Origin of the sequence: Shewanella sp. TC10, assembly GCF_009663145.1 — a bacterium.
Classification (GTDB): Bacteria; Pseudomonadota; Gammaproteobacteria; order Enterobacterales; family Shewanellaceae; genus Shewanella.
This window is the reverse complement of the sequence record NZ_VKHR01000003.1, coordinates 100,218-126,405: the sequence shown is the minus strand read 5'-3', so window position 1 is coordinate 126,405 and position 26,188 is coordinate 100,218. Positions and strand designations below refer to the sequence as shown.

Annotated in this window: 23 protein-coding genes; 9 read left to right on the top strand and 14 right to left on the bottom strand. The window is 40.5% G+C overall.

From position 1 onward, the window contains the following. Window positions 1-34: 34 nt before the first annotated feature. The 3 genes from FNZ24_RS01830 to FNZ24_RS01820 all read right to left on the bottom strand — a co-directional run bounded on the left by FNZ24_RS01830 (window position 35) and on the right by FNZ24_RS01820 (window position 2,674). A complete protein-coding gene (locus FNZ24_RS01830) occupies window positions 35-1,054 on the bottom strand; it encodes a Fe(3+) ABC transporter substrate-binding protein (RefSeq protein ID WP_153912718.1) in 1,020 nt (339 codons plus the stop codon). A 227-nt stretch (window positions 1,055-1,281) separates the two neighbouring features. After that, window positions 1,282-2,031 carry a ferredoxin--NADP reductase gene (locus tag FNZ24_RS01825; RefSeq protein WP_153912717.1) on the bottom strand — a complete coding sequence of 250 codons (750 nt, stop codon included), beginning with the start codon at window positions 2,029-2,031 and terminating at the stop codon, window positions 1,282-1,284. A 40-nt stretch (window positions 2,032-2,071) separates the two neighbouring features. Beyond that, window positions 2,072-2,674: a DUF5610 domain-containing protein gene (locus tag FNZ24_RS01820; protein WP_153912716.1), complete on the bottom strand. Its 603-nt coding sequence runs from the start codon at window positions 2,672-2,674 to the stop codon at window positions 2,072-2,074. 230 nt (window positions 2,675-2,904) lie between these two features. Here FNZ24_RS01820 and FNZ24_RS01815 point away from each other — a divergent pair, with 230 nt between their 5' ends. Then, window positions 2,905-4,386 carry an FMN-binding glutamate synthase family protein gene (locus FNZ24_RS01815; RefSeq protein WP_153912715.1) on the top strand — a complete coding sequence of 494 codons (1,482 nt, stop codon included), beginning with the start codon at window positions 2,905-2,907 and terminating at the stop codon, window positions 4,384-4,386. Between the two features lie 148 nt (window positions 4,387-4,534). Then, a complete protein-coding gene (locus tag FNZ24_RS01810; RefSeq protein WP_228768340.1) occupies window positions 4,535-4,735 on the top strand; it encodes a hypothetical protein in 201 nt (66 codons plus the stop codon). Between the two features lie 133 nt (window positions 4,736-4,868). Here FNZ24_RS01810 and FNZ24_RS01805 read toward each other — a convergent pair whose 3' ends face one another. Together FNZ24_RS01805 and FNZ24_RS01800 are read right to left on the bottom strand one after the other, a co-directional pair. Continuing rightward, a complete protein-coding gene (locus FNZ24_RS01805; protein WP_153912714.1) occupies window positions 4,869-5,117 on the bottom strand; it encodes a hypothetical protein in 249 nt (82 codons plus the stop codon). 138 nt (window positions 5,118-5,255) lie between these two features. Beyond that, a complete protein-coding gene (locus tag FNZ24_RS01800) occupies window positions 5,256-7,043 on the bottom strand; it encodes an ABCB family ABC transporter ATP-binding protein/permease (protein WP_153912713.1) in 1,788 nt (595 codons plus the stop codon). Window positions 7,044-7,432: 389 nt separating this feature from the next. On the opposite strand from FNZ24_RS01800, the gene FNZ24_RS01795 reads away from it, so the two are divergent. Beyond that, on the top strand, window positions 7,433-7,606 hold the full coding sequence (locus FNZ24_RS01795; RefSeq protein WP_119967651.1) for a hypothetical protein: 174 nt from the start codon (window positions 7,433-7,435) through the stop codon (window positions 7,604-7,606). Between the two features lie 50 nt (window positions 7,607-7,656). Here FNZ24_RS01795 and aroG read toward each other — a convergent pair whose 3' ends face one another. The 6 genes from aroG to FNZ24_RS01765 all read right to left on the bottom strand — a co-directional run bounded on the left by aroG (window position 7,657) and on the right by FNZ24_RS01765 (window position 14,995). Continuing rightward, window positions 7,657-8,709, bottom strand: coding sequence for a 3-deoxy-7-phosphoheptulonate synthase AroG (aroG, locus tag FNZ24_RS01790; RefSeq protein ID WP_153912712.1), 1,053 nt, complete (start codon window positions 8,707-8,709; stop codon window positions 7,657-7,659). A 332-nt stretch (window positions 8,710-9,041) separates the two neighbouring features. Continuing rightward, window positions 9,042-10,271, bottom strand: coding sequence for a tetratricopeptide repeat protein (locus FNZ24_RS01785; protein ID WP_228768339.1), 1,230 nt, complete (start codon window positions 10,269-10,271; stop codon window positions 9,042-9,044). Window positions 10,272-10,415: 144 nt separating this feature from the next. Then, window positions 10,416-10,781, bottom strand: a complete 366-nt coding sequence (locus FNZ24_RS01780) for a hypothetical protein (protein ID WP_228768338.1) — start codon at window positions 10,779-10,781, stop codon at window positions 10,416-10,418. A 101-nt stretch (window positions 10,782-10,882) separates the two neighbouring features. Continuing rightward, on the bottom strand, window positions 10,883-12,133 hold the full coding sequence (locus FNZ24_RS01775) for an ammonium transporter (protein WP_153912711.1): 1,251 nt from the start codon (window positions 12,131-12,133) through the stop codon (window positions 10,883-10,885). Between the two features lie 10 nt (window positions 12,134-12,143). Continuing rightward, window positions 12,144-12,482 carry a P-II family nitrogen regulator gene (locus tag FNZ24_RS01770; protein WP_153912710.1) on the bottom strand — a complete coding sequence of 113 codons (339 nt, stop codon included), beginning with the start codon at window positions 12,480-12,482 and terminating at the stop codon, window positions 12,144-12,146. Between the two features lie 1,184 nt (window positions 12,483-13,666). Continuing rightward, window positions 13,667-14,995, bottom strand: coding sequence for a bactofilin family protein (locus FNZ24_RS01765; protein ID WP_153912709.1), 1,329 nt, complete (start codon window positions 14,993-14,995; stop codon window positions 13,667-13,669). A gap of 229 nt (window positions 14,996-15,224) precedes the next feature. Here FNZ24_RS01765 and FNZ24_RS01760 point away from each other — a divergent pair, with 229 nt between their 5' ends. Continuing rightward, entirely contained in the window at window positions 15,225-15,845 is a 621-nt protein-coding gene (locus tag FNZ24_RS01760; RefSeq protein WP_153912708.1) for a helix-turn-helix transcriptional regulator, read from the top strand. A 116-nt stretch (window positions 15,846-15,961) separates the two neighbouring features. Further along, window positions 15,962-17,182, top strand: coding sequence for a cell division protein ZapE (gene zapE / locus FNZ24_RS01755; RefSeq protein ID WP_228768337.1), 1,221 nt, complete (start codon window positions 15,962-15,964; stop codon window positions 17,180-17,182). Window positions 17,183-17,258: 76 nt separating this feature from the next. Here the strand turns inward: zapE and FNZ24_RS01750 are convergent, their stop codons facing one another. The 3 genes from FNZ24_RS01750 to glnE all read right to left on the bottom strand — a co-directional run bounded on the left by FNZ24_RS01750 (window position 17,259) and on the right by glnE (window position 21,814). After that, on the bottom strand, window positions 17,259-17,540 hold the full coding sequence (locus tag FNZ24_RS01750) for a DUF3081 family protein (RefSeq protein WP_153912706.1): 282 nt from the start codon (window positions 17,538-17,540) through the stop codon (window positions 17,259-17,261). A gap of 195 nt (window positions 17,541-17,735) precedes the next feature. Next, window positions 17,736-18,704, bottom strand: a complete 969-nt coding sequence (locus FNZ24_RS01745; RefSeq protein ID WP_153912705.1) for a sensor domain-containing diguanylate cyclase — start codon at window positions 18,702-18,704, stop codon at window positions 17,736-17,738. Between the two features lie 245 nt (window positions 18,705-18,949). Further along, entirely contained in the window at window positions 18,950-21,814 is a 2,865-nt protein-coding gene (gene glnE, locus FNZ24_RS01740; RefSeq protein WP_153912704.1) for a bifunctional [glutamate--ammonia ligase]-adenylyl-L-tyrosine phosphorylase/[glutamate--ammonia-ligase] adenylyltransferase, read from the bottom strand. 240 nt (window positions 21,815-22,054) lie between these two features. Here glnE and FNZ24_RS01735 point away from each other — a divergent pair, with 240 nt between their 5' ends. From FNZ24_RS01735 to FNZ24_RS01720, 4 genes are all read left to right on the top strand, one after another. Then, window positions 22,055-23,023, top strand: a complete 969-nt coding sequence (locus FNZ24_RS01735; protein ID WP_153912703.1) for a hypothetical protein — start codon at window positions 22,055-22,057, stop codon at window positions 23,021-23,023. A gap of 9 nt (window positions 23,024-23,032) precedes the next feature. After that, window positions 23,033-23,932 (top strand): DUF350 domain-containing protein, encoded by a 900-nt coding sequence (locus FNZ24_RS01730; protein WP_153912702.1) that lies wholly within the window; start codon window positions 23,033-23,035, stop codon window positions 23,930-23,932. A 4-nt stretch (window positions 23,933-23,936) separates the two neighbouring features. After that, complete coding sequence (locus tag FNZ24_RS01725) at window positions 23,937-25,685, top strand: polyamine aminopropyltransferase (protein ID WP_153912701.1); 1,749 nt, start codon at window positions 23,937-23,939, stop codon at window positions 25,683-25,685. A gap of 80 nt (window positions 25,686-25,765) precedes the next feature. Then, the gene (locus FNZ24_RS01720; RefSeq protein ID WP_153912700.1) at window positions 25,766-26,179 is read left to right on the top strand and encodes a YjfI family protein; all 414 of its coding nucleotides are present in this window, start codon (window positions 25,766-25,768) and stop codon (window positions 26,177-26,179) included. The last annotated feature ends 9 nt before the right edge of the window (window positions 26,180-26,188 follow it).

The following is a 26,188-nucleotide window of genomic DNA, read 5'->3' as shown; positions in this document are numbered from 1 at the left end:
CCGTGTGCTTAGCACACGGTTAAATAAAGCATCCTTACAGATCAAATTTTACTTCATCAAGTAGCTTCACTGCAGCTTGATGATTTTCAGCTAACTTAAAGATTGGCAGACTGTCAGCTTTGAAGTCTCCCCAAGAAGCTACCATTTCAGAAGGTGCAACATCCACTTTAACAGGATATTCCATGTTCACTTCTGCGTAAGATTTTTGAGCTACGTCAGATGATAAAAATTCCATCAATTTTATAGCATTATCTTTGCTAGGTGCAAACTTTGCGAGTGCCATGCCTGACACATTGATATGAGAACCACGGTTTTTCTGATTAGGGAAGTTAATGTATACGGCTTCAGCCCAGCTCTTTTGCTTAGGATCCGTCATCATTTTACCAAAGTAATAACTGTTACCAATCGCAACATCACATAGGCCTTCTTTAACCGCTTTAACTTGTGCGCGATCGTTACCTTGTGGTTTACGAGCTAAATTAGCTTTAACACCTTCAAGCCAAGTTTTGGTTTCAGCCTCACCGTGGTGAGCAATCATTGATGCCACTAGCGCAATGTTATATGGATGCTTGAAACTGCGAGTACAAATTTTACCTTTATACTCTTCAGAGGCTAGGTCTTCGTAGTTAAGATCAAGTTTACCAGTGCGATCTTTAGATGAGTAAACATTACGAACACGCATAGTTAATGCGTACCAATCATTTTCTGGTGAACGGTATTGCTCAGGAATATTGTTATTCAAAGTATCGCTTTTAACATCAACAACCAGGTCTTTATCAACCAATTCCATTAAACGAGAAAAGTCAGATGTAAGCACGACATCAGCAGGAGAAAGACGGCCTTCGCGAGCGATACGCTCTGCAATACCATCTTTAGCGAATACGACATTAACTTTAATGCCTGTGTCCTTGGTGAATTGTTCTAAAATCGGTTCAACAAGAAAAGCTTGTCGGTAAGAGTAAACAGTAAGATCATCTGCAGCAGTGGCAGCAATAGATCCCATAGATGTCACTGTAGCTAAACCTAACAGCGCTAAACTTTTAAACGATTTCATTCCAAATTCTCCTTGGCTTGGCACGACTTAACCCTGATGTAAACTGACGGTTAAGTAATTGCTTATGGAAATGATAACAATTATCAATTGCGGAAAGGATAATAGATCGCTGCTAAAGGAGCAAGTGTTGTTATATATACATTTATGAATTACATGGAAAAACAGCGGCAAGAAAACAGCTTAAAAGCTGCGCGAGTTTCACCTCACACAACCTTTGCAGTAATGTTTTACCAATATTTCTCGACTGTGATTTGACCTGGTGCACGACGTAAGTTTTTAACTAAACCTTTTTCGGTGAGTACAGTCTGTGCATCGCTAATCATGCCTGGGTTGCCACAAATCATCACCTGAGCGTTATCTTGGTTTAACGCCACTCCTGCGGTTTGTTCCAGAATACCACTTTGTAGCCCATCAGGAATACGACATGATAGTCCGCCATCAAAGGCTTCCCTAGTCACTGAAGGAATGAAAATAAATTGTGTGGGATACTTTTTCTGTAGTGCTTGTAACTGAGGTAAATAAGCTAAATCTTCAATTAACCTTACCCCATATACCAACACGACTTTTTCAAATCTTAACCATGGCTCTTCAGTTTCCATCATTGAGATAAACGGACCCACTGCAGTACCTGTCGCTAAGAACCATAAGTGCGGACCTTGCAATGCACCTGTAGGGATTTCATCTAAGGTCATAAAACCTGCGGCCTTAGTGCTGACTTCAATATTATCACCAACATTAAGCGCTTGAAGATCGGGAGATAATTGCCCTTCTTCTACCGCAACAGCTAAAATTTCAACATAGTCCTTACCCGGTGGGTTCACAACTGAATAAGCTCGTGCAATGCGTTTGTCATCGCGAATTTGGCTCAGCTTGATAAATTGCCCAGCAATAAATGGCTCGACATCGGCCTTAATACGCAATGAGAATAACTTCTCGTTCCATTCAATACGTTCAATGACGGTACCCGTTGTCCACATAAGCTATTCCTTGACTCATAAATGACGATATTCAATGTTTTTAGTCAACTTGCGGCGGTGCTGTATTTTGTTTAAAAGTTTCAAGCCCCGCCTGAATTAAACTATAGGTTTGTTCCACTCCAGCTGCAATGTCACCTTCAAACACTTTCAAACCCGATAGTATCTCAGTCGCTTCTTTAAAGCCTTGATCTATCGCACCAGAAATTTTTTCCATAAAGCTATCTAATTGCTCAGTAAATTCCATTTGGCTGTTCTGCTGCTGATGCACTGAAAAGAAATTAGTCGCAAAGCTGACTATACGCTCAGCTGTTGCTTCTGGCGAATAGTCGACTTCACTATCAGCGGTTTTCTGAATCGCGTTTTCGCCCATTGTTGGCTCAAGTTCAATATTAATCGCATCAATGGCGGCGCGGTATAACAATGCCATAGACTGATCGCCAGCAGCGATGCTGACTTTTTCTTGCGCTGCTAGGATGCTGCTGTTTTTAAGATCTCGGCTCATCTCACTAACCGATGTTTTTTTAACTTCAGCGGCACCATCATTAGCAGTTAATGGCTTAGCATCAGATTTAGCCTGCATCTCATCTGACGAAGTTTGACGGTGTGATTTGGCATTCATTTGCGTCGGGTTATATAGCTCCATCATCAGCTCCAATAATTTATCAATAACAATTCAGGTTAGCTTACTTTATCGGCAATTTTGTAAAAACCTTGAGTTAAACGACATCTGCAATACTGACAAGATTAGGCTAGAACAATCGCTTGGCTTCATCCATAATGAATTTAGTCAAAAATTGAACAGCTTAGTGATATCACTCATTTAACGCGCACCATACTTCAACGATTGCCATCGAACATTTTTAAGGAACAAAAATGCAACCACATTGGTTTATTGTCGGATTAGAAATCTTTACTGGATTATTTCTAGCCTGTATTGCTATCGGTTTTATCGCTGTAATTTATATGTATATCGCCGATAAATTACAAACCAAACAAGCGATTCGTCACAACTACCCTGTTATAGGTCGTTTTCGTTACCTATTTGAAAAGCAGGGTGAGTTTTTTAGACAATACTTTTTTGCCCAAGACCGTGAAGAATTACCCTTTAATCGCGCTGAACGCAGTTGGATTTACCGCGCTGCTAAAAATATCGATCGGACCATTTCATTCGGTTCAACTCAAACCCACGACAGAACTGGCACTGTGATGTTTTTGAATGCGGCATTTCCTAAATACGACTCAGATCAGCATACAGATAACGTTCTCACTATCGGTACTGAATGCAAAATACCTTATCAAACATCGACCATTTGCCACATTTCAGCAATGAGTTTCGGTGCTTTGTCTCGTCCAGCTGTTACCGCTTTATCTCATGGCGCCGCACAAGCTGGTTGTTGGCTAAACACTGGTGAAGGGGGGCTAAGTGAGCACCATTTAAAGGGCAATTGCGATCTCGTATTTCAAATCGGAACTGCTAAATATGGGGTTCGTGATGACGATGGCCATTTAGATGATGACAAACTTCGCGCTATTGCAGAGCATGACAATATCAAAATGTTTGAAATAAAGCTCAGCCAAGGGGCTAAACCTGGTAAAGGAGGCATTTTACCGGGTGTGAAAGTCACCGAAGAAATTGCCGCCATTCGCGGGATCCCGGTAGGGCAAGATTCAATTAGCCCTAATGGCCATGCAGAATTTAATAGCGTTGTGGATATCCTAGACATGATTTGTCATGTGCGCGAAGTCACTGGTAAGCCGACAGGTATTAAGGCTGTGCTAGGTGATGAACAATGGTTAATTGATTTATGTGAAGAAATAAACCATCGAGGTATTGAACATGCTCCCGACTTTTTCACTTTAGATAGTGCTGAAGGTGGAACAGGAGCCGCCCCTCAGGCATTAATGGATCATGTTGGTTTACCAATAAAAGAAAGCCTACCTATTGTTATCAATTTATTCAGGCAAAAAGGCTTAAAACAAAGAATCAAGGTGATTGCTAGTGGCAAAATGGTGTTGCCTTCCCAAGTCGCATGGGCACTGGCGACAGGTGCTGACTTTATCGCATCAGCCAGAGGCAATATGTTTGCCTTAGGCTGCATACAAGCATTGCAGTGTAATAAAGATACCTGCCCTACTGGGATTACTACCCATAATAAACACTTACAACAGGGATTAGATCCGCGTAATAAATCGGCAAGAGTCGCAAACTACAATATGTCATTGCATCATGATTTAAAGATTATTGCTCATTCATGCGGCGTAAGTGAACCAAGACAGCTTACTCGTCACCATGCAAAGATTGTCACTGAAAGTGGTATCTCAGTCTCCTTAGATAAGTTTTACCGACAATATTAGTAATTGATAAGTTGTTTAACACCTGACAGTGTTAATTAGTAAAAACTATTAGACCTATTGCTAATATATTGACATACCATTACTTTGAACTATTTTTACATTAGGTGTAAAATTGTGACATAGAGCACATTTGTTTAGGGACTAACTTTTGAAAACTGCAAATTCGATTATGACTTCCGGTGGGACTCATAAATCATTGTCGCTGACCTGTAGCAACTGTGAAAAGCTATCTGAGATTGAAGGTGAAAAGGTTTGTTTTGAACAAGGACAAATTACTCGATTAACTGAAGACAGTAGCGCAAACTCAATGATTAAAATGGTCTGCCATAGCTGGTCTAAAAATAGATAAATTGACGATTAGACAAGTCAAAAGGCAATAAAAAAGCAATCATCATGATTGCTTTTTTTATGTCTATTTATCACTGTAATACTAACTTTAAGGCTGTTACACAAACCTACAGCTAAATAGGTTCTTTGAGCGTTTATACCAAAATATCTGCCGCACTATCATCTGCTTTTAATAAACTATCTTCACTCTCGTTATCGTTTATTTTAGCTAGAGTTAGTCCACGGGTAGTCACAATCAAGCCTGCGCATAATTCATCATAGACAGACTGCAGTTCATCTTGATTCATTTCTCGCTTCTCAAGCGTCGCCATAATTGCAAACCAATCAGTGGTCACTTTGTGTTGTGTACCCTCTAAGGCTGCTATTAAAGAAATGTTTTGCACTAACTACCTCCATACTTAGGCTTAATTACCTGACAATTTCCTATTTACCTAAACGATCTCAATCCTTTCCAGGCAATTAAAGTTAATTATACACAAAAACTGCACTATCAAAGAGAGAAAACGTATACAAGCTGCACATCAAAGTGTGATTGTTTGCTCATTTTGGATCCGCCACAGTTTTGCATAGACGCCATTTTGTACAAGTAACGCCTGATGAGTCCCTTGCTCAGCAATCCTTCCTTGACTCAATACGACAATTTTATCAGCATCAATAATCGTTGATAAACGGTGCGCTACAACCAAGCTTGTATGACCTTTTTCTGCCTCTTTTAATGCGGTTAATATAGCCTGCTCAGATTTACTATCTAAAGATGACGTAGCTTCATCAAACACCAAAATAGGAGCTGACTTTAAAATTGCCCGTGCAATAGATACCCGTTGCTTTTCACCACCAGAGAGTTTCAAACCTCGTTCACCAACTTTGGTTTCCCACTGCTGAGGCAGTGATTCAATAAAGTCAGTCAGATTAGCGAGTTTAACCGCCTCTCTTAATTCATCGTCGCTCGCTGTAGGCCTACCATACAGAATGTTGTTATAAATAGTATCGTTAAATAGCACTGTGTCTTGTGGAACAATTGCGATGGACTGACGAAGTGCTTGCTGCGTCAATTGTTGAATATCTTGCCCATCGATTTTTATTGCACCACTGTCAACATCATAAAAACGAAATAGCAGTTTAATCAGCGTTGATTTACCTGCACCACTTTCACCCACAACGGCAACTTTCTGGCCTGCTGGAATGGTAAAGCTGACGTCTTTTAAAATGGTTCTTTCGTCATAGTTAAAGCAAATACGATTAAAACTCAGCTCCCCTTTTGTGGGGACAACATCAGATGCTCTTGGACTATCTTTAATCGCTGGGATCTTGTCTAGCAAGCCAAACATACGTTCAATATTGGCTAACGCACCACGAATTTCACGATATACAAAACCTAAAAAGTTAAGCGGTATAAACAACTGCATCATAAAGGCATTAATCAACACAAAATCACCGAGTGTCATATTGCCAGCTGTCACTTCATAAGCTGCCAACCACATCATAGCGGTCATTGCCACAGCAATGATTAACGCTTGCCCGGCATTAAGGGCAAATAATGACAACCTATTTTTACGTTTGGCCACTTCCCATTGATCTAGCGCAGCATCATATCGGTCTGACTCATAACGCTCATTATTAAAATACTTCACCGTTTCATAGTTCAATAAACTGTCAACGGCGCGGGTATTTGATAGGGAATCTGCATTAGCAGCATCTCTAACAAAACCAGTTCTCCACTCCGTTGCTATTATTGAATAACCAATATAAGCAACCACAGCTAGCAGCGTAATCAACGCAAAACCAATACCATAATTAAAGAAGAAAATGATGATCACTAAGCTTATTTCAAGTAGCGTTGGCACAATATTGAATACCATAAATCGCATCAAAAAGCTGATACCACTAGTACCACGCTCAATGTCTCGCGATAACCCGCCTGTTCTTCGGTCTAAATGAAAATCAAGATCTAGTCGATGTAAGTGCTCAAATACAGCCAGACCAAGTCGCCTGATCGCTCTTTCTGTGACACGCCCAAACAGCGTATCTCTTATTTCACCAATAATGACATTCAAGAACCTAACAGATCCGTAGGCGATAACTAAAGCGACGGGAACTGCCACTATCGCTGCAGTTTTTTGACCATCTAAACTATCGACTAAGTCTTTTAATATAAAAGGTAAGCCGACACTGGCTAGTTTGGCGACAATAAGACATAACATCGCCAGAAAAATTCGCCCTTTGAACTCAAATAAATAGGGCCATAACAATCTCACTACTTGCCAGTTTAGCTTTCCTACTGGCCCATCAAAATATGCTGACGGTCTCATTTACTTTCACCAATTACACTAATTTCACTTTCAAAATAGCACCAGCATTAAAAATTTAGCCAGTACCACAATCAACACAACAATAAGTTAACACTATTATATGGAGTTGAAATTTATTCCATATCAATAAATCTCGAGAAGTTTTGACTTCCTTCACGCGCTTTTTTAGATTTTAGGTTGTAAAAAATCGCCATACGTAAAACTTTTGAATTACAAAAACTGTTTTTAAGTAATTATAAAGGCTAGCTTTTATAAAATAATTTGCTAAATATGCAATTATTAGCTTGTTTCTAGTTCAGCATCCAAAGAGAATTTGATACTCTTTAATCGATACTTTTTGGCGCATTATACTAGCCATTAACATTTTTTCCCCGTTCAAAGGAAGCAACATGTTAGACGCAACAAAAGTTCAGCACCCACCATTACAATTAATACAAACATGGGTATGGATGATGATTGAATCAGGTAACCCTGAGCTTCAAGATAAAGGAAGAAACAATCTAATTTCGGCATTTGGAAGCCTAGCTAAAGCCAATGAATATTTAGCTAACACCAACAAATAAAAAAGGCGCTGAACAGCGCCTTTTTTAATTTATTTATAGCCTATTAATGACTAACCGCGTCTTTTCAGTACGCTGTCACTTAAGGTCGCAAGCAACTTTTCAGTATCGCTCCAACCAATACAAGCATCTGTAATGCTTTGGCCATAACAAAGTTTTTTGCCAACAACTAAGTCTTGTCGGCCTTCTTCAATGTTACTTTCTACCATCACACCAAAGATATTCTGATTACCTGAACTGATTTGTCCTGCAACATCTTCAGCAACGACCATCTGTTTTTTAAAGTCTTTGCTGCTATTTGCATGGCTAAAGTCAATCATAATGTTCGCAGGTAATTTAGCTTTCTCTAACTGAGCTTCAATCTCTGTAACATCGCTTTCGCTATAATTCGGCGCTTTACCACCGCGTAAAATGATGTGGCAATCAGGATTACCTTTCGTCGATACGATTGCAGAATGGCCAAACTTTGTTACCGATAAAAAGTGATGCGGAGCACTTGCTGCGCCTATGGCGTCAATAGCCACTTTAATTGTACCGTCGGTGCCATTTTTAAATCCAACAGGACTTGATAATCCTGAAGCAAGTTCACGGTGAACTTGTGATTCAGTCGTACGCGCACCAATTGCGCCCCAGCACATCATGTCAGCAACATATTGTGGTGTGATCATATCGAGGAACTCACCAGCGGTAGGAATTCCTGACTCATTCAAATCAACCAGTAATTTACGTGCTGTTCTTAAGCCATCATTTAGCTTAAAACTGTTGTCCATGTATGGATCGTTAATCAAGCCTTTCCAACCCACTGTAGTACGCGGTTTTTCAAAATAAACACGCATAACAATTTCAAGTTGATCTTTATATTGTTCACGCAGGGCAATTAAACGCTTGCCATAATCTAACGCAGCAACAGGATCATGAATAGAGCATGGGCCAATGACCACAAGTAAACGGTCATCTTGACGGTTCAGAATACGGTGGATTCCATCACGAGCATTAAACACGGTTGCTGATGCCGTTTCTGACGCCGGAAATCGCTCTAAAATAGCGATAGGAGGCAATAGTTCTTTTATCTCATCAATTCTAACGTCATCATTTTGGTAATACATAGTTTATACAGCTCCAGCAAACAGTTTATTTATGCCAAACTTCAAGCTTGGCAGTAAAGCATAACGCACAGCTTTATAATTCAAACAGTACCATACAATAATTCACTCAATCTATGGTTTTGTCTAATTTATGAGTATAAATCACTGTTAATAAATAAGTTTAAATTTAACATTTTAAAATATCTAATAAATTCATTAATTTCGGCTATATTCGTCACTGTATCCCATAATGTGAATTTTTTATTAGCAACGAAAAAGCTACGCTCAACCTAAACTGAACGTAGCTTACTTTTGCATAACATCACTCTGAAAATAAAAGTCACTAGGGGCTGTTAATGCCGCATCATTGCTTGAAGCTTACCTCTATACCTATGCTGACTCGTTTCATCAATACTTAAATCTAGGGCTTTCTCCATATTCTTCTTCGCTCTTCTTTCATCCCCTGTCACCCAATATGCACGTGACAAACCAAAATAGAACTCATGACGATAATCTGCCCTATCCACCGCCCGTTTGTACCACACTAATGCTTCTTGATATTGCTTTTCAAAGTAGGCTTGCTGAGCCATGTCAAAGTAATAAAAGGGATTGTTGATACGCGCAAGCTCTAACACTTTATGTACCTGCTTCCATTCTTCTAATCTATCTTGCTCACCAAGAATGATCGCTAAATTATATAAGGTTGTTATGTTCTTAGCTTCTAACTGCAATACATGTCGATATGCTTGCTCAGCTAAATCGTCCATCCCTTTATGACGATATATGACGGCCAGAGTGTTAATGCTATTCACATAAAACGGGTCTAGCTCTATTGCTCTTTTAGCAAGCGCATAAGCTAAGTCATACTCGTTTCTCACTAAGGCTTCTGCTGCGACATTATTAAAATACATCCCAGCTAGAGTCTGTTTATTAATTTGCTGAATTTTGTAAGCTCTGATCGAGCGTTCAGGCAGAAAATCCACTAATATTTCAGATCCTCGCATACTATAAGTATTGGGCTGATCCACATGAAGTAACTTCATATTGACGTGACCATTAACTAAATAAAAGCCACCTCGTCTATCCCATATTGGTTCAACATCTATATCTTGAAATTTAACTGGCACACCTAATACTTCGGCAATAGCTGTAGACAACACCACTAGCGACATACAATTCCCTGCCCGCTCCTCTGCCGTGACACTGGCCATTCTGGTGTAGTGGTCTCGATACTCAAATCCACCTTCTTGTGCACCAATATACTCAGCTAACCATTTATTTGCGGCTTGTTTCTCACCGTTAATTCCAGCAGAACGTGCATACTCTTTTCTTATGTCGTTCGCCATCTCTTCTGGGAGTTCAAAAATGGTATCAGTATCAGGAATAGTCACAGAGTTAAAATCATTATCACTGAACAATGTGCTGACTCTTGCGGTGTTTTTGGTCTGAGTGGTACTACTACAAGCTGTGAGGAAAGAAAAAACGAACGAGATCATTAACAAATAAAAGCTATTAATCAATAACCTAGAAGAATACTTACTAGTAAAGAATATATTTTCTGGATTTTCATTTTCTTGTAACATTTATATGCTCCAACAAATACCTTAATTAAGCATAGTTGCAAGCGCAGAAAATGAGACACTTAAACGTTACAAAACTTATCTAATAAACGAATGAATCGTTATTGGCGATAAGTTAATTTAGATGAAATAGACTGCTAATATTCGTTATTGAACAGCTTTTACCTTTGGATGATTCTTTGTTGAACTTTGAGGGTTATCAATTTGAATATATACCTCTTCACCTTGATAAGGATATGGGCGATAAGCATTGCCAGAGCAATTAAAGTAGCGGTAAGGAACTGCAATTGGCAAACAACCTACAGGTAAAGCTTGTAATATTTGGATCTGCTGCTGCATCCGCAGCATTTCTTGCCATTGATGTTCTTGTTGTACTTGATCTCTGACAGCAAAAGCATCAAAAGGCTCGGAGGCTTTACGGACAACGACTTTTCCTGCTTGCACATCATGAACTGACAAGCTCAATACCAAAGCCATACTGATTAAAACGGTTAACTTAACGAGCTTGCTCATATTACAACCTATTCAATACCCCATTGAGTCATTATTATAACAAAAAAAAGCAGAGCTCAACGGCTCTGCTTTTTTAAGCATAATTCAAACTAAATCATTTATTAACCAGCAGATTTAATTGAAACAAACTCTGGGTATGCGTCAACACCACAATCTGATGCATCCATACCGTTATACTCTTCTTCTTCCGTTACTCGGATACCAACAGTTGCTTTCAGTACAAACCATACAGCAAATGAAGCAGCGAATACCCAAGCGAAGATAACGAATGCGCCATAAAGTTGAGCACCAAAGTTAGCATCAGCGTTTGATAGAGGAACTAACATCAAACCTAGGAAACCACATACACCATGAACTGAAATTGCACCTACTGGGTCATCAATTTTAATACGGTCAAAACCAACGATTGAGAAGATAACAACACCACCAGCCACAATACCTGTAACCGCAGCCATTAATAATGAAGGTGATAATGGGTCAGCAGTGATAGCAACTAAGCCTGCTAATGCACCATTTAAAATCATGGTTAAATCAGCTTTACCCCAAACAACCTTACACACGATGAGTGCTGATACAGCACCAAAAGCAGCGGCAGAGTTTGTGTTCAAGAAGATTTTCGCAACTGCTGTAGCATTTTCTGCATCAGAAACTAGCAACTGAGAACCACCATTAAATCCAAACCAGCCCATCCATAAAATGAACATACCTAACGTAGCCATAGGTAAGTTTGAACCTGGAATTGGGTTTACTTCACCGTTTGCACCATATTTACCTTTACGAGCACCAAGTAGTAATACACCGGCAATCGCAGCAGCTGCACCAGCCATATGAACAATACCACTACCAGCAAAGTCAACAAAACCAGCAGCAGAAAGGAAACCACCACCCCAAGTCCAGTAACCTTCAATTGGATAGATAACGGCTGTTAGTACCACAGAGAAAAGTAAGAAAGACCAAAGTTTCATACGCTCAGCAACCGCGCCAGATACAATCGACATTGCTGTAGCAACGAATACTACTTGGAAAAAGAAGTCAGACTCAAGTGCATGATCGGCACCGTCTGCTTGTGTACCAATAAGTGAACCAAATGATGGCAACCACCCAGCTTCAACATTATCGACATACATGATGTTGTAACCAACTAATAAATACATCACACATGCAATTGAATATAAACATACGTTTTTAGTTAAAATTTCTGTGGTATTTTTTGAGCGGACTAAACCCGCTTCTAACATGGCAAAACCTGCTGCCATCCACATGACTAAAGCACCTGAGATTAGAAAATAAAACGTATCTAATGCAAAGCGTAATTCAGTGACCGTTGTTCCTAACGCTGCTAACTCTTCCATTCCAGCCCCCTTATAGTGCTTCGTTATCAAGCTCACCCGTACGAATACGGATTGCTTGTTCGAGATCAGTTACAAAAATTTTGCCATCACCAATTTTGCCGGTATGAGCTGCAGTGGTAATTGCTTCAAGTAGTACATCTAAATTTTCTGCTTTAGTTGCTATTTCTAATTTTACTTTAGGAAGAAAATCAACTTGATACTCTGCACCACGATAAAGCTCAGTGTGACCTTTTTGACGACCGAAACCTTTTACTTCAGTTACAGTCATTCCTTCAATGCCCATTCCAGCAATTGCTTCTCGGACATCATCCAATTTAAACGGCTTGATGATAGCGCTGACGAGTTTCATCTCGACCTCCAAAAGTGTGATTGTTATATATTTGTTTACAAATACAATTCAATCATTAGGCCAAACTTGTAACAAACTGTTTTAAAAGGATTTAAATAAAAACAGTTACAAATCAAAGCACAAAAACGCACCAAAGAAGTGCAGCGCCATTTCGGTGCGCACAAGATTAGCGCAGCCAATTTAGATAGAGATAACGAGATGAGTGCGGTGAAATGCAAGGCTAAAATAGGATAATATTTACGTTGGCGTTAGTTGTTAACAATGCTGAAATCTCAGACAAAATATCTGTTTAACTGTAGTAACTCATACTCGCTCTTACACCCGCTGGTTGGTCACGACTAGATCGCACAAGGCGACCTGTTGGTATCGTAACTCACATTTGGACAGAGACGAGTTACCCGTCTAGCTTTTGTACTTCATCTATATTGGCTAAATTACTTAATACCATCACTTCAATCTAATTCATTGCCTGCCGCAGGCTTATGTGCAGATACAACTGCGAGACGCTGCAAGTACGTCCATGTAAGCTCTGCCAAAACATCCATGTTTTGGAAGCTCGCTGCTGCATCTACACTGGGATTATTATCTCTTCGATGTGACTGAATTCGCGACGGCATAAAGAGCAAAAAGATACAAATCTAAAAGACTCAATTTGAATTGAGGACGTCAGGCTAGCTTTCGCGGTGCATGGTCACTCCTTGGCAACCATGCCATCGTGACATTAGTAAATCCATTTACTTCAGATGCACCATCGGAAGCGTTAGCATTTTTACTCTTTACAATAAAAATAAGACCGAAGCTATCAACAAACGAAGTTTAAAGCTGGATCAATCCCCCGTTGGAAATCTTTCGCTTTTCAGAAAATTTCGCCGGGGCTGCTGGGGAGATGCAAGAGGGGTGAGCAGTTTCACCCTTCTTGCTCTGGTGTGGGCGAAGCGCCACGACCTTGATTTAGGTTTAGATTCGATTCAAATCAAGAAATTATTAGCTGACTAAAGCTGTTAACAAGTTTTGGGGCAGATCTGATTTAGGCAACCTGTCAGCTCTAGTCACATCGAGAAAACGAAACCGACAGATTAAATAACGACTGATATAAATTAAAAAATTGAGTCAATAAAAAAGGCCCTCATTGAGGGCCTTATATAGATAGCACTGTACTTAGGCTAAAGAATCAGCTCAAGAAATTAAAGATTACCTGTAGAAGTCTCTTCAATCTCATCTGATGGTTCAACTAGCTCAGTACGATCTTCTGCTAGTAAATCAGCTAATAGACTATCAACTTTAGTTTTATCGACTGCGTCAGCTTCTGTAGCTGCTTCCGATGATGCGATAACTTCGTCAGCTTCAGCGGTAATATCCGCTACTATGTCAGATTCAAGCTCAGCGCCAGTCTCTTCAATTTCAGCTAATAAAGCTTGTTGTTCATCTACGACTGAATCCACTACTTCGTCAGTATCAGCAATAGCGTCGGCTGCTGCAGCCTCATCTAACTGAGCTAATGCTGTTTCAGCATCTACCACTTCAACGGTTTCCGGAGTTGCCATTTCAACCACTTCTGCAACGGCGACATCTTTAACTGCTGGTTCAGATGTTACCTTTTCAGGTGCTGGTTGGCTAAATTGTGCCATTAGATCTTCTGTCAATTCAGGCTTCATGACAACGACGCCTGCTGCTGCGGCAAGTACAACACCTGCAACAACAAACTTAGTTCCTGAACCTGACTTTTTCTCTTGCGCTTTTTCAGCTGCAGCTTTAGCAGCTAATTGAGCTTGAGGATTAGGTTGAGGCTTTATTTCTAGCTTAGATTTTGGCTTTGGAGCAGGCTCTGCTTCACTGCTTTGCACTGGCGCGGCACGTCGTTCTTGCGTCGCAACAGGATTAGGCTCGGCCTTAATAACAGGTTCACTCGTTTGAATGTCTCCCTGTAAATTTTCCCTAATATCAGAGATAGGCTCCGGCTTTATTTCTGGTTTAATCTCAGTTTTCACTTGAGGAGCGTCAACAGCAACGTTAGTTAATGGCTCAGCCATAACATTAACATTACTCACTTTTGCAGCCTGAGCTATCGGCGCCTCTGCAATAGGCGCTTCAGCCTTTGGGGAGGCGTACGCCGGTTCTTCATTAAAAGGGGCACTATAGGCAGCAACAGATTGTTCATCTGCAGCTAGTTCAGGTAAAACACCTTGCTCAGGTCCTTTGGTTCTCGCACCTAAGAACTGACCACCATCATAGATTTCCATCTTATGACTTGAAACATCACCTTCAACTACACCAGAGCTTACGATGACGAGACTGTTACAGTGCAAAGAACCTTTAAATACACCACACACTCGTAATTCTTGACAGTAAAGCTCACCGTCAATTTCGCCACCTACTTCAATTTTAACTTGGTCTGTTGAACGAATAACACCTTTGACTTGACCAGCAATCAAAGCAGGCCCTTTTACTGTCATTTCCCCATCCAGTGAAGTTTCGGGACCAATAAAAGTCACCCCGTTTCCTTTGTTATTCATACCCAGCAGTATCCTTCTTATTATAAATTTTCGACTTATAGTAAACTAACTTAATAAAAACAACAATAACATTACATTTACAAGCTGTTCACTTGGCGATCCACGTAAATTCATCCAATCCATTAATAACTTCAGTGTTTTCTAATTATATGTAATAATCTGTGCCTGCTAGATTTGCAGACTATTGTTAAGGACTTCAATAGTTGATTGTTATAAACAAGGACGTAAGATGATTTTATCGGATATTTTCTTAGGTGATATACCTGAGCCTTTGACGCAACAACTTTGTCAAATTACTGAACTACTCAAATGCAATACCATCAGCCATGATCCTCTCGACTTTCATTGGCAACAGGCAGATCAGCACAAAAAAATTCTCCTTCACTTTGTTGATGATCCGAAGCTACACATCCCCCATTTATCCGCAGAGCTTATCTCTGAAGGTAAACACCTCGCTTTTTGCACATCATTTAACTCAGATACTGAAACCTTACTCATCGCCAATGGTTTTCATGGTGGCTTGGCAGTTTCAGCTTCTATTATCGAAATCATCGAAGCATTAAAAAATATAGATAACAACAAACTCTATTTTAGCCATGATGCGATGTCGCACTATATTCAATCCCGTAAGCGCCAGCCTATCACCCAACGCCAGACAGAATTACTGTCGTTAACCACAAAAAAAGAACAACAAGTGTTGTCGCTTGTTTGCCAAGGTTTATCCAATGAGCAAATTGCAGCAAACCTAAGTATTTCAATTAATACAGTCAAAATGCATATACAGAATATTTTTAAGAAAACCAATGTTTCCAGTCGAGGGCAATTGTCTTACGTCTTTACACAGGTATAGAGACGTAAAAGAGATATGATTAGAAGTGACGCTATTGGCTATTTTAATTGCTAAATTAATAGCTAAAAGTTATTTTGCTTTATCAAACTATCTTTTAGCTATTGAGTGGCTGTAGCGTGACGACAAATCTATTACATTTATATCGCGCTAAAATAGTGCAGTCGAAGTCAAGTTCGCTCGATCCCGCTCAGCCTGTGTTAGTCGATGATCCCGCTCAAGCGCTAGCGCTAAAAATACTTAATCAGTTATTCACTGAACTGAACCATCAAGATTCAGCCGATACTCACCCTACTTCCGTTAATAAGGTATTGCATCAAACAAACCGTACATTGGGAGTTTATCTCTGGGGAGATGTTGGCCGCGGAAAAACCTTTCTGATGGACTTGTTCTATACAAACCTCAGTACTGACCGAAAGCTGAGATTGCATTTTCATCGGTTTATGGCTGAAGTGCATCATCAGCTAAACACCTGTAAAAGTGTCAGCGATCCATTAGTTCATATTGCTCACTTATATGCTGAGCAATACCAAATAATTTGTTTTGATGAATTCTTTGTCTCTGATATTGGCGATGCCATTATACTAGGACGCTTATTTGAGCACCTGTTTAGTCAGGGCGTTATACTCGTTGCTACCTCTAATATTGAAGTAAATCGACTTTATGAAGGTGGGTTACAAAGGGAACGATTTTTACCCTTTATCGACTTGCTTAAAAAGCAGGTACAAGAAGTTGAACTTAGTGGCCAGATTGACCACCGCATCAATCAACAAGCGAGCTCAACTCGTAGCGAGCAAATCTCTCTTAACCCTGCAATGGATCATCAAGAGTTCATCTCACTCGCCGGGCGCTACTATCCGCATCAAGCCGCTGTATGTACAACACGTAACCACATCACTATCTGTAACCGCTCGATACCTTACCAAGCTAAGGTCAATAAGCTCATCTGGTTTAATTTTGATGCCATCTGTGACGGGCCAAGATCCCAGCTAGATTACATAGAAATTGCCAGTATGTTTGATCATGTCGTAGTGGATGAAGTACCACAACTTGGTGGTGAAGTGAGGTCATGGATTAAGGCGCGTGGAACTGAAGATGCTGCGGTTGGAACTAAAACCGCTGAACGACAACTCAGCTATGCCACCAACGATGATCCTGCAAGACGCTTCATTAGCTTAGTCGATGAGCTTTATGATCAGAAAGTATCACTCACTGTTTGCTCAACCTTTAATATTGACCAGCTATATACTGGCGGTGCGCTTTCCTTCGAATTTCGAAGAACCATCAGCCGTTTGATAGAGATGAAACGTTGGCATGAACCCGCAACGAACCCGCAATGAGCCCGCAACTAACCTGAGTAGATAAACCTAGCGTCTATCTATAACAGTTTTACCCTTACAAAGGGTCTTGCGACCCTTATTGAACCGTATGCTTTATGACCTCACTAAAGCGTCGCATAAAGTTCTCAAAGGCTTCATTGTCTGGATAGTCGAACTGATATTTATTATGAAAATAGATATTCAAAGAAGTGCGCCCATCACTAAGCGTAATGGTGTAACCGTCATAACCTGTTTCTGCATGCAGACCACATAGATGGTAGGTAGAGTTATAGCCGCTTTCACCGGGATGTTTTTCACCAAACTCGGTTATTTTATTAAACACTTTAAGTGCTTGATAAATATCTATGGCATTTTTCATTGGACGACTCCTAACCTTAATCTGACACGCTGCAGCGACGCTTCAACTGTTGCATACTCAATCTGTATATACGCTAATAGTGATGAAAAAGATCATCGACTCATCAAACATTCAGTCTAGGTGAGTGGTAAAAGAGAACAGTGATAAAGCTCAGAAAATCGTCAACTAATTAGTCTAATCTTGTATCAATTTGCTTCAGCGCTTGCAGTGATGTCTCGCTTTCACTTGATACATTTCTTGATCTGCTAATTCTAAATATTGAGAAATACTTAATGCTTGTTTAGCTTCTCTCGATGCAACGCCAACACTATATGCCAGTTCAAATGACTCATTACTCGTTTCATTATGCTTTTTAACCGCTCGCTTAAAGCGTTCTAAAGCAAACGTGACATGGCCATCATTACATTCACTAAACAATACTAGAAATTCATCTCCACCGAAGCGAGCAATAACATCAGAATCCCTAAACTCTTGAGTTAATAAATTGGCAAAATCGATTAAGGCTCTATCTCCAGCTTCATGACCGTGATTGTCATTAATCTCTTTAAAATAGTCCAAGTCAAAAAAGACTAAACAGCTATCAGTAGCCGTTCTGTCCCAAGTCGCTATGGCTTGGTTAGCTAATACTTCAAAGCCGCGGCGGTTAGAAATACCTGTGAGTTCATCTAAGGTGGTTTGCTGAATAGACACTAGCTCTGACACGACCATTTCTGCTAAATCTTTAAGGGCAATTTGATCGTCTTTGCTAAACTCACGAGGCTTATCGTCAATGATACATAAGGTGCCCACCCGCATTCCATTTGGCATGGTGAGAGGGTGACCAGTATAAAAACGAATATGAGGCGCTTCAGTGACTAAAGGGTTGTCAGAAAATCGTTCATCTTTTGATGCGTCATTAATAATAAATGGCTCTTGCTGATGTATCGCATGACCACAAAATGAAATATCACGCGGGGTTTCACTGGCAACAAGCCCTTGGCAAGACTTAAACCATTGACGGTTTTCATCAACCAAACTCACCAAACAAATTGATACCGAAAATAGCCTTTTTGCTAAACGAGTAATACGATCAAAGCGCTCTTCTGCTGCAGTATCTAGCACATTCAAGTTTCGCAGTGTTTTTAAGCGCGCTTCTTCATTGCTGTGTATTGGTGCAATTAACATATTCCCAGCCCAAAGTTATCAAAGGTCATTTTTATTCTTCTAATTTGCAGTAACTTATTTAAATAGCAATTCAATAAGTTACTGATTAACATTTAGCGTAGCAGCTTTAGTTTCACTCTGCTAAAAATGTTACTGTTATCAATAAAAAACCACTCAATCTACAAGTTTTGACAACTCACTCAACAAGTTTTGATATAGAACTAAAAACGGTCAACTACAGCTTAACTGATAGATTTACAACTATTTTAATCAGCTTCTGTCCCCAAGATATGTTGATAAATATCGATAACCTGAGAAACATTTCTATCAGCAACATCAGCGTCAATTTGGCCTTTGAGTTGTTGTAGAGTTAATCGGTGATTTTCATCCCTCAACCAGCAATAGGTTTGCGTTAAATGCTGCGCTGTCATCACTGGTAAAATTTCGAGTTCAGCTAACACTTGAAAAATCCTGACATTATCAGACCATATTGCTAACTCTTTATACTGGCTCGCATTTGCTAAGACCAAGTATTGAGCCATAAATTCAATATCGGCAATACCACCAGCACTTTGCTTTAAATCAAACTTGTCATTGCTCACTTTTAGTAAGTGATCGCGCATTTTTATTCGCATATCTCTGACTAACTTTGCTAACTCCGGAAGGTCACGGGGCTGAGATAAAATTTCAGTTCTTATTTCACTAAAGCGTGCAGCTAATTGGTTATCGCCATAAACAAAACGAGAACGAACTAATGCTTGATGCTCCCAGTTCCACGCTTCTGTTTGCAAGTACTCTTTAAATTGTTCAACCTCGGTGACCAGTAGCCCAGACGCCCCTGAAGGTCTAAGGCGCATATCCACTTCATAAAGCTCGCCAGAGGTTGTACGAGTAGCAAATAGATGCACAATTCGTTGTGCCAACTTTAAGTAGAAGTGTCCAATCCCGATAGGTCTTCTGCCATCGGTTTCACCTGTATTGAGACTATTGCGCAGGAACACTAAATCTAAATCTGAACCATAGCCCAGTTCAATACCGCCTAATTTTCCGTATCCGATAATTGCAAAGCCCATTTTATCTGGGCTAGTTCCCTCTGGCACGCCATGACGAGCAGCCACTTGATGCCAAGCTTGTAACACAACTTGTTCAATAATTGCTTCCGCTAAGAAAGTGAGATGATCACTTACCTCCATAACAGGTAAAACGCCAGTCACATCAGCAGCGGCAATTTTGAGCTGCTGGGACAATTTGAATTGTCGTAGCGCTTCCATTTGCATTTCCATGTCATCTTCTGGCACCCGTAATAAGTACTGCCTTAACTCACTTGGGTAATCATCTACCGATGTTGTGTCATATAGTTGTGAGGGATCGATTAACTCATCCAATAGCATAGGGAAGTTAGCCAGCTCTTGAGCAATCCAAGGGCTTGCACAACATAAGCTAATCAACTGTTGGCGAGCTCCTGGGTTTTCACATAAGAGCTCCAGATAAGTGGTACGAGTTAAAATTTGCTCCAATACACCCGAAACTGCTTTTAATGCCGCACTAGGGATAGGTTGTTCTAGTAGTTCAGACAACAACCTTGGCATCAGTTTTTCAAGTGTTTCGCGACCTCTGGGACCAATAGCGCGTTTAGTGGTAATAGAACGCCACTCGATGAGTTCAGGCCAAAAATTTACATCATCAACTAAATGTTCATCTAATAGCGCAGCCGCATTATCTGGGTCTTCAATAACCCACAGTTGACTTGTCCAGTGCTCACTTTGTTCTTGCTCATCTTCTCCGCCCACAGTCTCTTTAAAGTGTCCGTGAATTCGGGACATTGCATCAGCAATTTTTAACCTTAGTTCAGCTTCATTTTCTACTTGCATCGCAAAGCATAAACGCTGCCAATCAACTTGATTATCTGGCAAAGTTTGCGTCTGTTTATCGTCTATAGCTTGGAGTAGGTTTTCAACGCGTCTTAATAAAATATAACTGTGTTTCAAATCATCTACAGCAAGGTATTCAAGCTGACCGAGGTTATATAAAGTATCAATAGCACCAAATAGACTTTGCTGGCGTAATGACGGCTCCCTGCCTCCGCGAATGAGTTGAAAACTTTGTACCACAAACTCGACTTCTCGGATCCCGCCAGCACCTAGTTTGATGTTATCGGTCAATTGACGACGACGTACTTCTTGGGCAATCAATTGTTTCATTTTTCTGAGGGAATCAATTGCAGAAAAGTCGATATATCTGCGGTAAATGAAAGGCCTTAATAAATCATGTAAATCATCACTATATTGAGTCCAAGGCCCAAGAACTCTTGCCTTAACCATGGCATAGCGTTCCCAATCACGACCTTGCTCTTGATAGTAGTCTTCCAGGCCACTGAAGCTCACTACCAATGGACCACTTTCACCGTATGGACGCAACCGCATATCAACCCGAAATACAAAGCCATCAACGGTAACTTGATCTAGTAAATTGACTAAACGCTGACCCATTCTGATGAAAAACTGCTGATTAGCTTGGGCACGACGTCCGCCTTTTGTTTCGCCATGCTCTGGAAAGGTAAAAATGAGATCGATATCAGATGAGAAGTTGAGCTCACGACCGCCTAGCTTGCCCATGCCAAGGATCAATAAAGGTTGCGGATTACCTTCATCATCGGTTGGCGTACCTAATTGCTGGCACATTTCTTTATATAACCAATCTCGGGCGGCAATGACTAAGGCTTCAGCAAGTGCCGACAAGTCTAATAATGAAGATTCGACATCTGCATAATTTTTAAAATCTCGCCATGCGAGTCGCACCATTTGCAAGTTTCGGTATTGACGCAAAGCAGATTTAACCGCCTCCTCGGAGGTTAAAGAAGATAACTCAGCGTCAAGTTCGTCGGCAAACAGTTGTCTATCAACGTCATTGATTAATCCATTGAATAATAAACTAATCCATTGAGGATTTCGGCATAGCTGCTCAGCAATGTAATCACTCAAGCCAAAGACTGACTTTAACTCTTGCTGTTGAACCTTATTCAAATTATCGGCTAACTCAGGTGACTCATCACATAGCCTTAACCAGTAACGTTCTGCAATGTCAGATAATTCGGCAGATAAGGCACTGTTACTTTGGTTTTGCATTATTATTCGATCCCTTCAGCAATTTACACACAGCGTAACACTTTCTAATCGACATAATATGTCAAAATGTGCTATACCATTCATAACAAAAGTTTAATGTAAGTCTTAATTGAATATGCCATTAAGATTACTATAACCTGTATAGTAGTTATACCTAACCGTATAAATATTTGGTCGTTATTGAGCACATATTTATGCGGTTTGTTATTATATTTATAGATTAATTTCTAACCATTTGGAGAAAACATGGCTGGCATGCTTCCCCGTGTCCTCGCAGTATTTTCAACGATAATATTGTGTTTTACATTAACAGGCTGTGGTGACGACAGACCTGAAAAAATTGCTCAGTATCAGCAATTGTCTCAACAACGTTTGGGTCAATTAAGCTCGATGCTAAATGGTGGTGAGTTGCGTAATGCTACATTGCTGAACCAATACACCAATTTGCTCAAACAAAGTAAGCCTGATTTAGTGCCGCTGTTAGATGAACTGGCAAAAGATGCTGGTACCTCTGGGCCTATGTTTCAGTCTTTACAAAGACGTGTGAGTGAACTTTCAAGTTCAGCTAACTTTGTCGATTTAGATCAACAGCTCGATGAAGCTCAGAACATCTACCACGCTGCAGATCCTAGCCTCTATAACGATATGCTTTCGGATCCTGTCAATGTGGTTGCGGATTTATCTGCTGGTCAATTAGCCCGAGTTAACTCTATCAGTCGTGAAGCGGCTGCACTGGCAAATGGCAATGAAGACTTTGGCGCAGGTAGCCAGTTAGTCGGTAACCCTTCTTACGGTAGCTGGCAATCTAACTCAAGCGGTATGTCTTTTTGGGCTTGGTATGGCATGTACTCGATGTTTTCCAACGTCATGAACCCCGTTCGTTACGATCGCTGGTCGAATAATCGTGGTTACAGTTACTATAATGATGTTGGTCGGTCACGGTACACATCACCAAAACAAGCTACGGCACAAAATCGTACCTATGAGAACACCAAAAAAGCCTTTAACTCTCAAGGTCGACAATTTAATAGCCCTTATGCGAAATCGCGTACTGGCTCTACTGGTTTATCAAGACAAAGTACTTCTACACCTAAAGCCAGTACTACAGGTACCCGAAGCTCAAGCGCAAGTAAGTTTCGTTCTACCTATTCTAAAGACAGCAGTTTCCGTAATTCATCAAGCCGCACTACTCGCGGTGTACGCCGAGGCAAATAAGGAAAAATCATGACATTTTTAACTGACTTCGGGCTCACATTAGACCTCGCTATTATTTTAGCAATCGATATCACTATCGCAGTCATTTTGTTGGCGCTAATGCGTTATTTACAAGGTTGGAGCGTTAGGGTGAACAGCCGCGCTGAGCTTGCAGATCGCGATAACTTTGCATTTGGTGTAAGTACTGCGGGTGCAGTCTTAGCACTTGGGATTGTACTTACAGGGGCAATCACCGGTGAAGCTGCAAATTCATATGCAATGGAAGCCATTGGCATGACTTGCTACGGCGTATTTGGTTTAGTGCTGATTAAGTTTGGACGCTTTTTGCATGACAAAGTTGCACTTAATGAAGTAGACAAGAACAGCCAAATCGTTAATGGCAATATGTCTGTAGCCATCGTTGATGCAGCCGCAGCAATCGCCACAGCTATCATTATTCGTTCAGTATTGATGTGGGCTGAAGATATCACTGTTGATACCTTTATCGCTATTTTCACCGCATTCTTAATTTCACAGTTAATGCTAGTGGTATTAACTCGATTCCGTGAACACCAATACGCTAAACGCAATCAAGGCGACTCAATGCAAAAAGCATTAGAGCAAGGCCAAGTTGCTATTGCTGTGCGCCATAGTGGTTACATGATTGCGATGGCATTTACCTTTAATGCGGCAAGCCACTTCATCATTTATAACCCAACAGCTTACATGGTTAATATCATTGGCTGGTTAACCTTCTCTATCATTATGTTAATCGCCCTTTCTGTGCTGTTAGCCATTGTGAAGAAGTTAGTGTTAGCGCAGATTAACTTAACTGATGAAGTTGAAAAGCAACATAACGTTGGTGTTGCAGCCGTTGAGCTTGCTATTAGTATCGGTATCGCACTTATTCTTGCGGCATTAATGGCGTAATTTGATGAATAATACTTTGCTTGAAAAGGGCCAGGAGGGCAGCAACAAGCAAAGCAGCCCTTCTAAACGCAGTTTAGCTTGGTTTGACGATGTCCTTTTACTGGGCATTATGGCACTCCTTGCTGGCTGCGGTCTTATCTACGAATACCTTTTATCCCATTACGCGGGTCGTATCTTAGGCGCACTTGAAGCCGCAATTTATACCATGATTGGTATTATGATTGTGTCGATGGGGATTGGCGCTTTTGCCGCACGTAAAATTCGTTGTGCCTTTACGGGATTTGCCTTACTCGAACTTATCGTCGCTTTTTGCGGTTCGTTAGCCATTTTAATTACCGCGGCTGTTATTGGTTTTGGCCAACAACTTCCGTTAATTATTGCCAATACATTAGGCTTGCCACCTGATCATATGCCCGATGGCGGCTTTATTGGCACCCTACAAAATATGAGTGAATATTTACCTTATGTTTGGGGGGTTATTTTAGGCTTGATGATCGGTATGGAAATCCCGCTTATCGCCCGTGTACGTCAATCACTTTCTGAAGAACACCTCATGCACAATGCAGGTACCATTTATGGTGCTGATTACATTGGTGCAGGTGCGGGAGCTGCGATTTGGGTATTGTTTATGTTGTCGCTGGATATTCAATTAGCAGCAGCATTAACCGCAAGTGTTAACTTACTCGCTGGCTTTGTGTTTATTTGGCGTTTTTGGCACCAAATTCGATGGGCAAAATTAATTCTTGTCGGCCACTTTGTGGCTAGTGGCGTGTTGGTTTTATTAGCGATGCATGGTCCTAGTTGGGAGCAAAATTTTAATAACCTGCTTTATAAAGACAAAGTGGTTTATGCCGAGGCTACTCGCTTTCAACAACTGACCTTTACAGAAAGATTGCGTGGTAACGGTCAAGCACCTGTTTACTCACTCTATATTAATGGACGATTACAGTTCTCAAGCATTGATGAGCATATCTACCATAGCTTTTTAGTTCACCCGACGATGGCTGCGAGCGCGAGACAAGATAATGTATTGATCATTGGTGGCGGTGACGGTCTTGGACTCAAACAAGTCTTTAAATGGCAACCTAAGTCAGTCACTTTAATGGACTTAGATGAAAAGTTAGTGGATTTATTCCGTGAACCTCATATCAAGATGCCAACTCATGTCAGTAAAGCCATGCTCGCTTTAAATGGAGATGCCCTTAACGACCCAAGAGTAAATCTGGTTTATGACGACGCCTTTAATGGCGTAGAAAAGCTGATTAAAGACAATCAAAAATTTGATGTCATCATTGTTGATTTGCCAGATCCTAGTCATCCTGATTTAAATAAACTGTACTCAGATTTATTTTATCGCAAGCTAGCTGAGTTACTCAGTGCTGATGGTGCGATGACTGTGCAGTCCACATCACCTTATCATGCCCAAAAAGCCTTTATATCAGTTGGAAAAACCATTGAGTCTGCTGGTTTTGCAGTGCAGCAATACCACCATAATGTGCCTAGCTTTGGCGAATGGGGCTGGACCATTGCAACTCGCTCTGGCCTAGATGGCAAAGCGCGCCTTGCTCATGATGAAGTGTTGCCTATCGACGAAGATTGGCTTACCCCCGGCTTGATGAAAGGTGCATTTGAATTTCCAGGAAATTTTTATGCCGATAAAGAAAATATTGAGATTAATAGAATTGGCTCATTGCAGCTGTACCATTATCACTTGTCATCTTGGTCAGATAATCAAGGGATGAATCTTTTTTAATCTACCAAAAATAGCCTTGACATAATATGTCTAAGTGCTATCTTTGAAACCTAAGACATAATATGTCAACAAGGAAAAATATGAATATCCATAAGATTGCAAACCACTTAACTGAACTCGGTGATGAAAGTCATACCGGTTTAAAGTTTGACTGTTTCCCAATTGACGGTGATGTCGAAGTATTACAAGTCAACGTTGCTGGACGAGAAGAGTTACCAGTATTCGTATCTGTAACTGACAACCAAATTTTATGCATCAGTTACTTATGGGATGAGGGCGAAGTGAAAGAAGAAACTCGCACTCAAATGTTTGAAACCATGTTGGAGCTAAACATTCCAATGCCACTTTCATCATTTGCAAAAATTGATGATAAATATGTGGTTTACGGTGCACTATCAGTCACCTCAAGCATGGAAGAGATTGAACAAGAATTATCAGTATTGTCTGATAACTGTTTAGAAGTCATCGACGAACTTGTCGAATTTTTGAAGTAAGGAGCCATA

What these genes read in the sequence shown, in the direction of transcription:
- FNZ24_RS01830 (WP_153912718.1), bottom strand. Translation starts at nt 1,054, where the DNA reads ATGAAATCGTTTAAAAGTTTAGCGCTGTTAGGTTTAGCTACAGTGACA.
- FNZ24_RS01825 (WP_153912717.1), bottom strand. Translation starts at nt 2,031, where the DNA reads ATGTGGACAACGGGTACCGTCATTGAACGTATTGAATGGAACGAGAAG.
- FNZ24_RS01820 (WP_153912716.1), bottom strand. Translation starts at nt 2,674, where the DNA reads ATGGAGCTATATAACCCGACGCAAATGAATGCCAAATCACACCGTCAA.
- FNZ24_RS01815 (WP_153912715.1), top strand. Translation starts at nt 2,905, where the DNA reads ATGCAACCACATTGGTTTATTGTCGGATTAGAAATCTTTACTGGATTA.
- FNZ24_RS01800 (WP_153912713.1), bottom strand. Translation starts at nt 7,043, where the DNA reads ATGAGACCGTCAGCATATTTTGATGGGCCAGTAGGAAAGCTAAACTGG.
- FNZ24_RS01795 (WP_119967651.1), top strand. Translation starts at nt 7,433, where the DNA reads ATGTTAGACGCAACAAAAGTTCAGCACCCACCATTACAATTAATACAA.
- aroG (WP_153912712.1), bottom strand. Translation starts at nt 8,709, where the DNA reads ATGTATTACCAAAATGATGACGTTAGAATTGATGAGATAAAAGAACTA.
- FNZ24_RS01785 (WP_228768339.1), bottom strand. Translation starts at nt 10,271, where the DNA reads ATGTTACAAGAAAATGAAAATCCAGAAAATATATTCTTTACTAGTAAG.
- FNZ24_RS01780 (WP_228768338.1), bottom strand. Translation starts at nt 10,781, where the DNA reads ATGAGCAAGCTCGTTAAGTTAACCGTTTTAATCAGTATGGCTTTGGTA.
- FNZ24_RS01775 (WP_153912711.1), bottom strand. Translation starts at nt 12,133, where the DNA reads ATGGAAGAGTTAGCAGCGTTAGGAACAACGGTCACTGAATTACGCTTT.
- FNZ24_RS01770 (WP_153912710.1), bottom strand. Translation starts at nt 12,482, where the DNA reads ATGAAACTCGTCAGCGCTATCATCAAGCCGTTTAAATTGGATGATGTC.
- FNZ24_RS01765 (WP_153912709.1), bottom strand. Translation starts at nt 14,995, where the DNA reads ATGAATAACAAAGGAAACGGGGTGACTTTTATTGGTCCCGAAACTTCA.
- FNZ24_RS01760 (WP_153912708.1), top strand. Translation starts at nt 15,225, where the DNA reads ATGATTTTATCGGATATTTTCTTAGGTGATATACCTGAGCCTTTGACG.
- FNZ24_RS01750 (WP_153912706.1), bottom strand. Translation starts at nt 17,540, where the DNA reads ATGAAAAATGCCATAGATATTTATCAAGCACTTAAAGTGTTTAATAAA.
- FNZ24_RS01745 (WP_153912705.1), bottom strand. Translation starts at nt 18,704, where the DNA reads ATGTTAATTGCACCAATACACAGCAATGAAGAAGCGCGCTTAAAAACA.
- FNZ24_RS01735 (WP_153912703.1), top strand. Translation starts at nt 22,055, where the DNA reads ATGGCTGGCATGCTTCCCCGTGTCCTCGCAGTATTTTCAACGATAATA.
- FNZ24_RS01730 (WP_153912702.1), top strand. Translation starts at nt 23,033, where the DNA reads ATGACATTTTTAACTGACTTCGGGCTCACATTAGACCTCGCTATTATT.
- FNZ24_RS01725 (WP_153912701.1), top strand. Translation starts at nt 23,937, where the DNA reads ATGAATAATACTTTGCTTGAAAAGGGCCAGGAGGGCAGCAACAAGCAA.
- FNZ24_RS01720 (WP_153912700.1), top strand. Translation starts at nt 25,766, where the DNA reads ATGAATATCCATAAGATTGCAAACCACTTAACTGAACTCGGTGATGAA.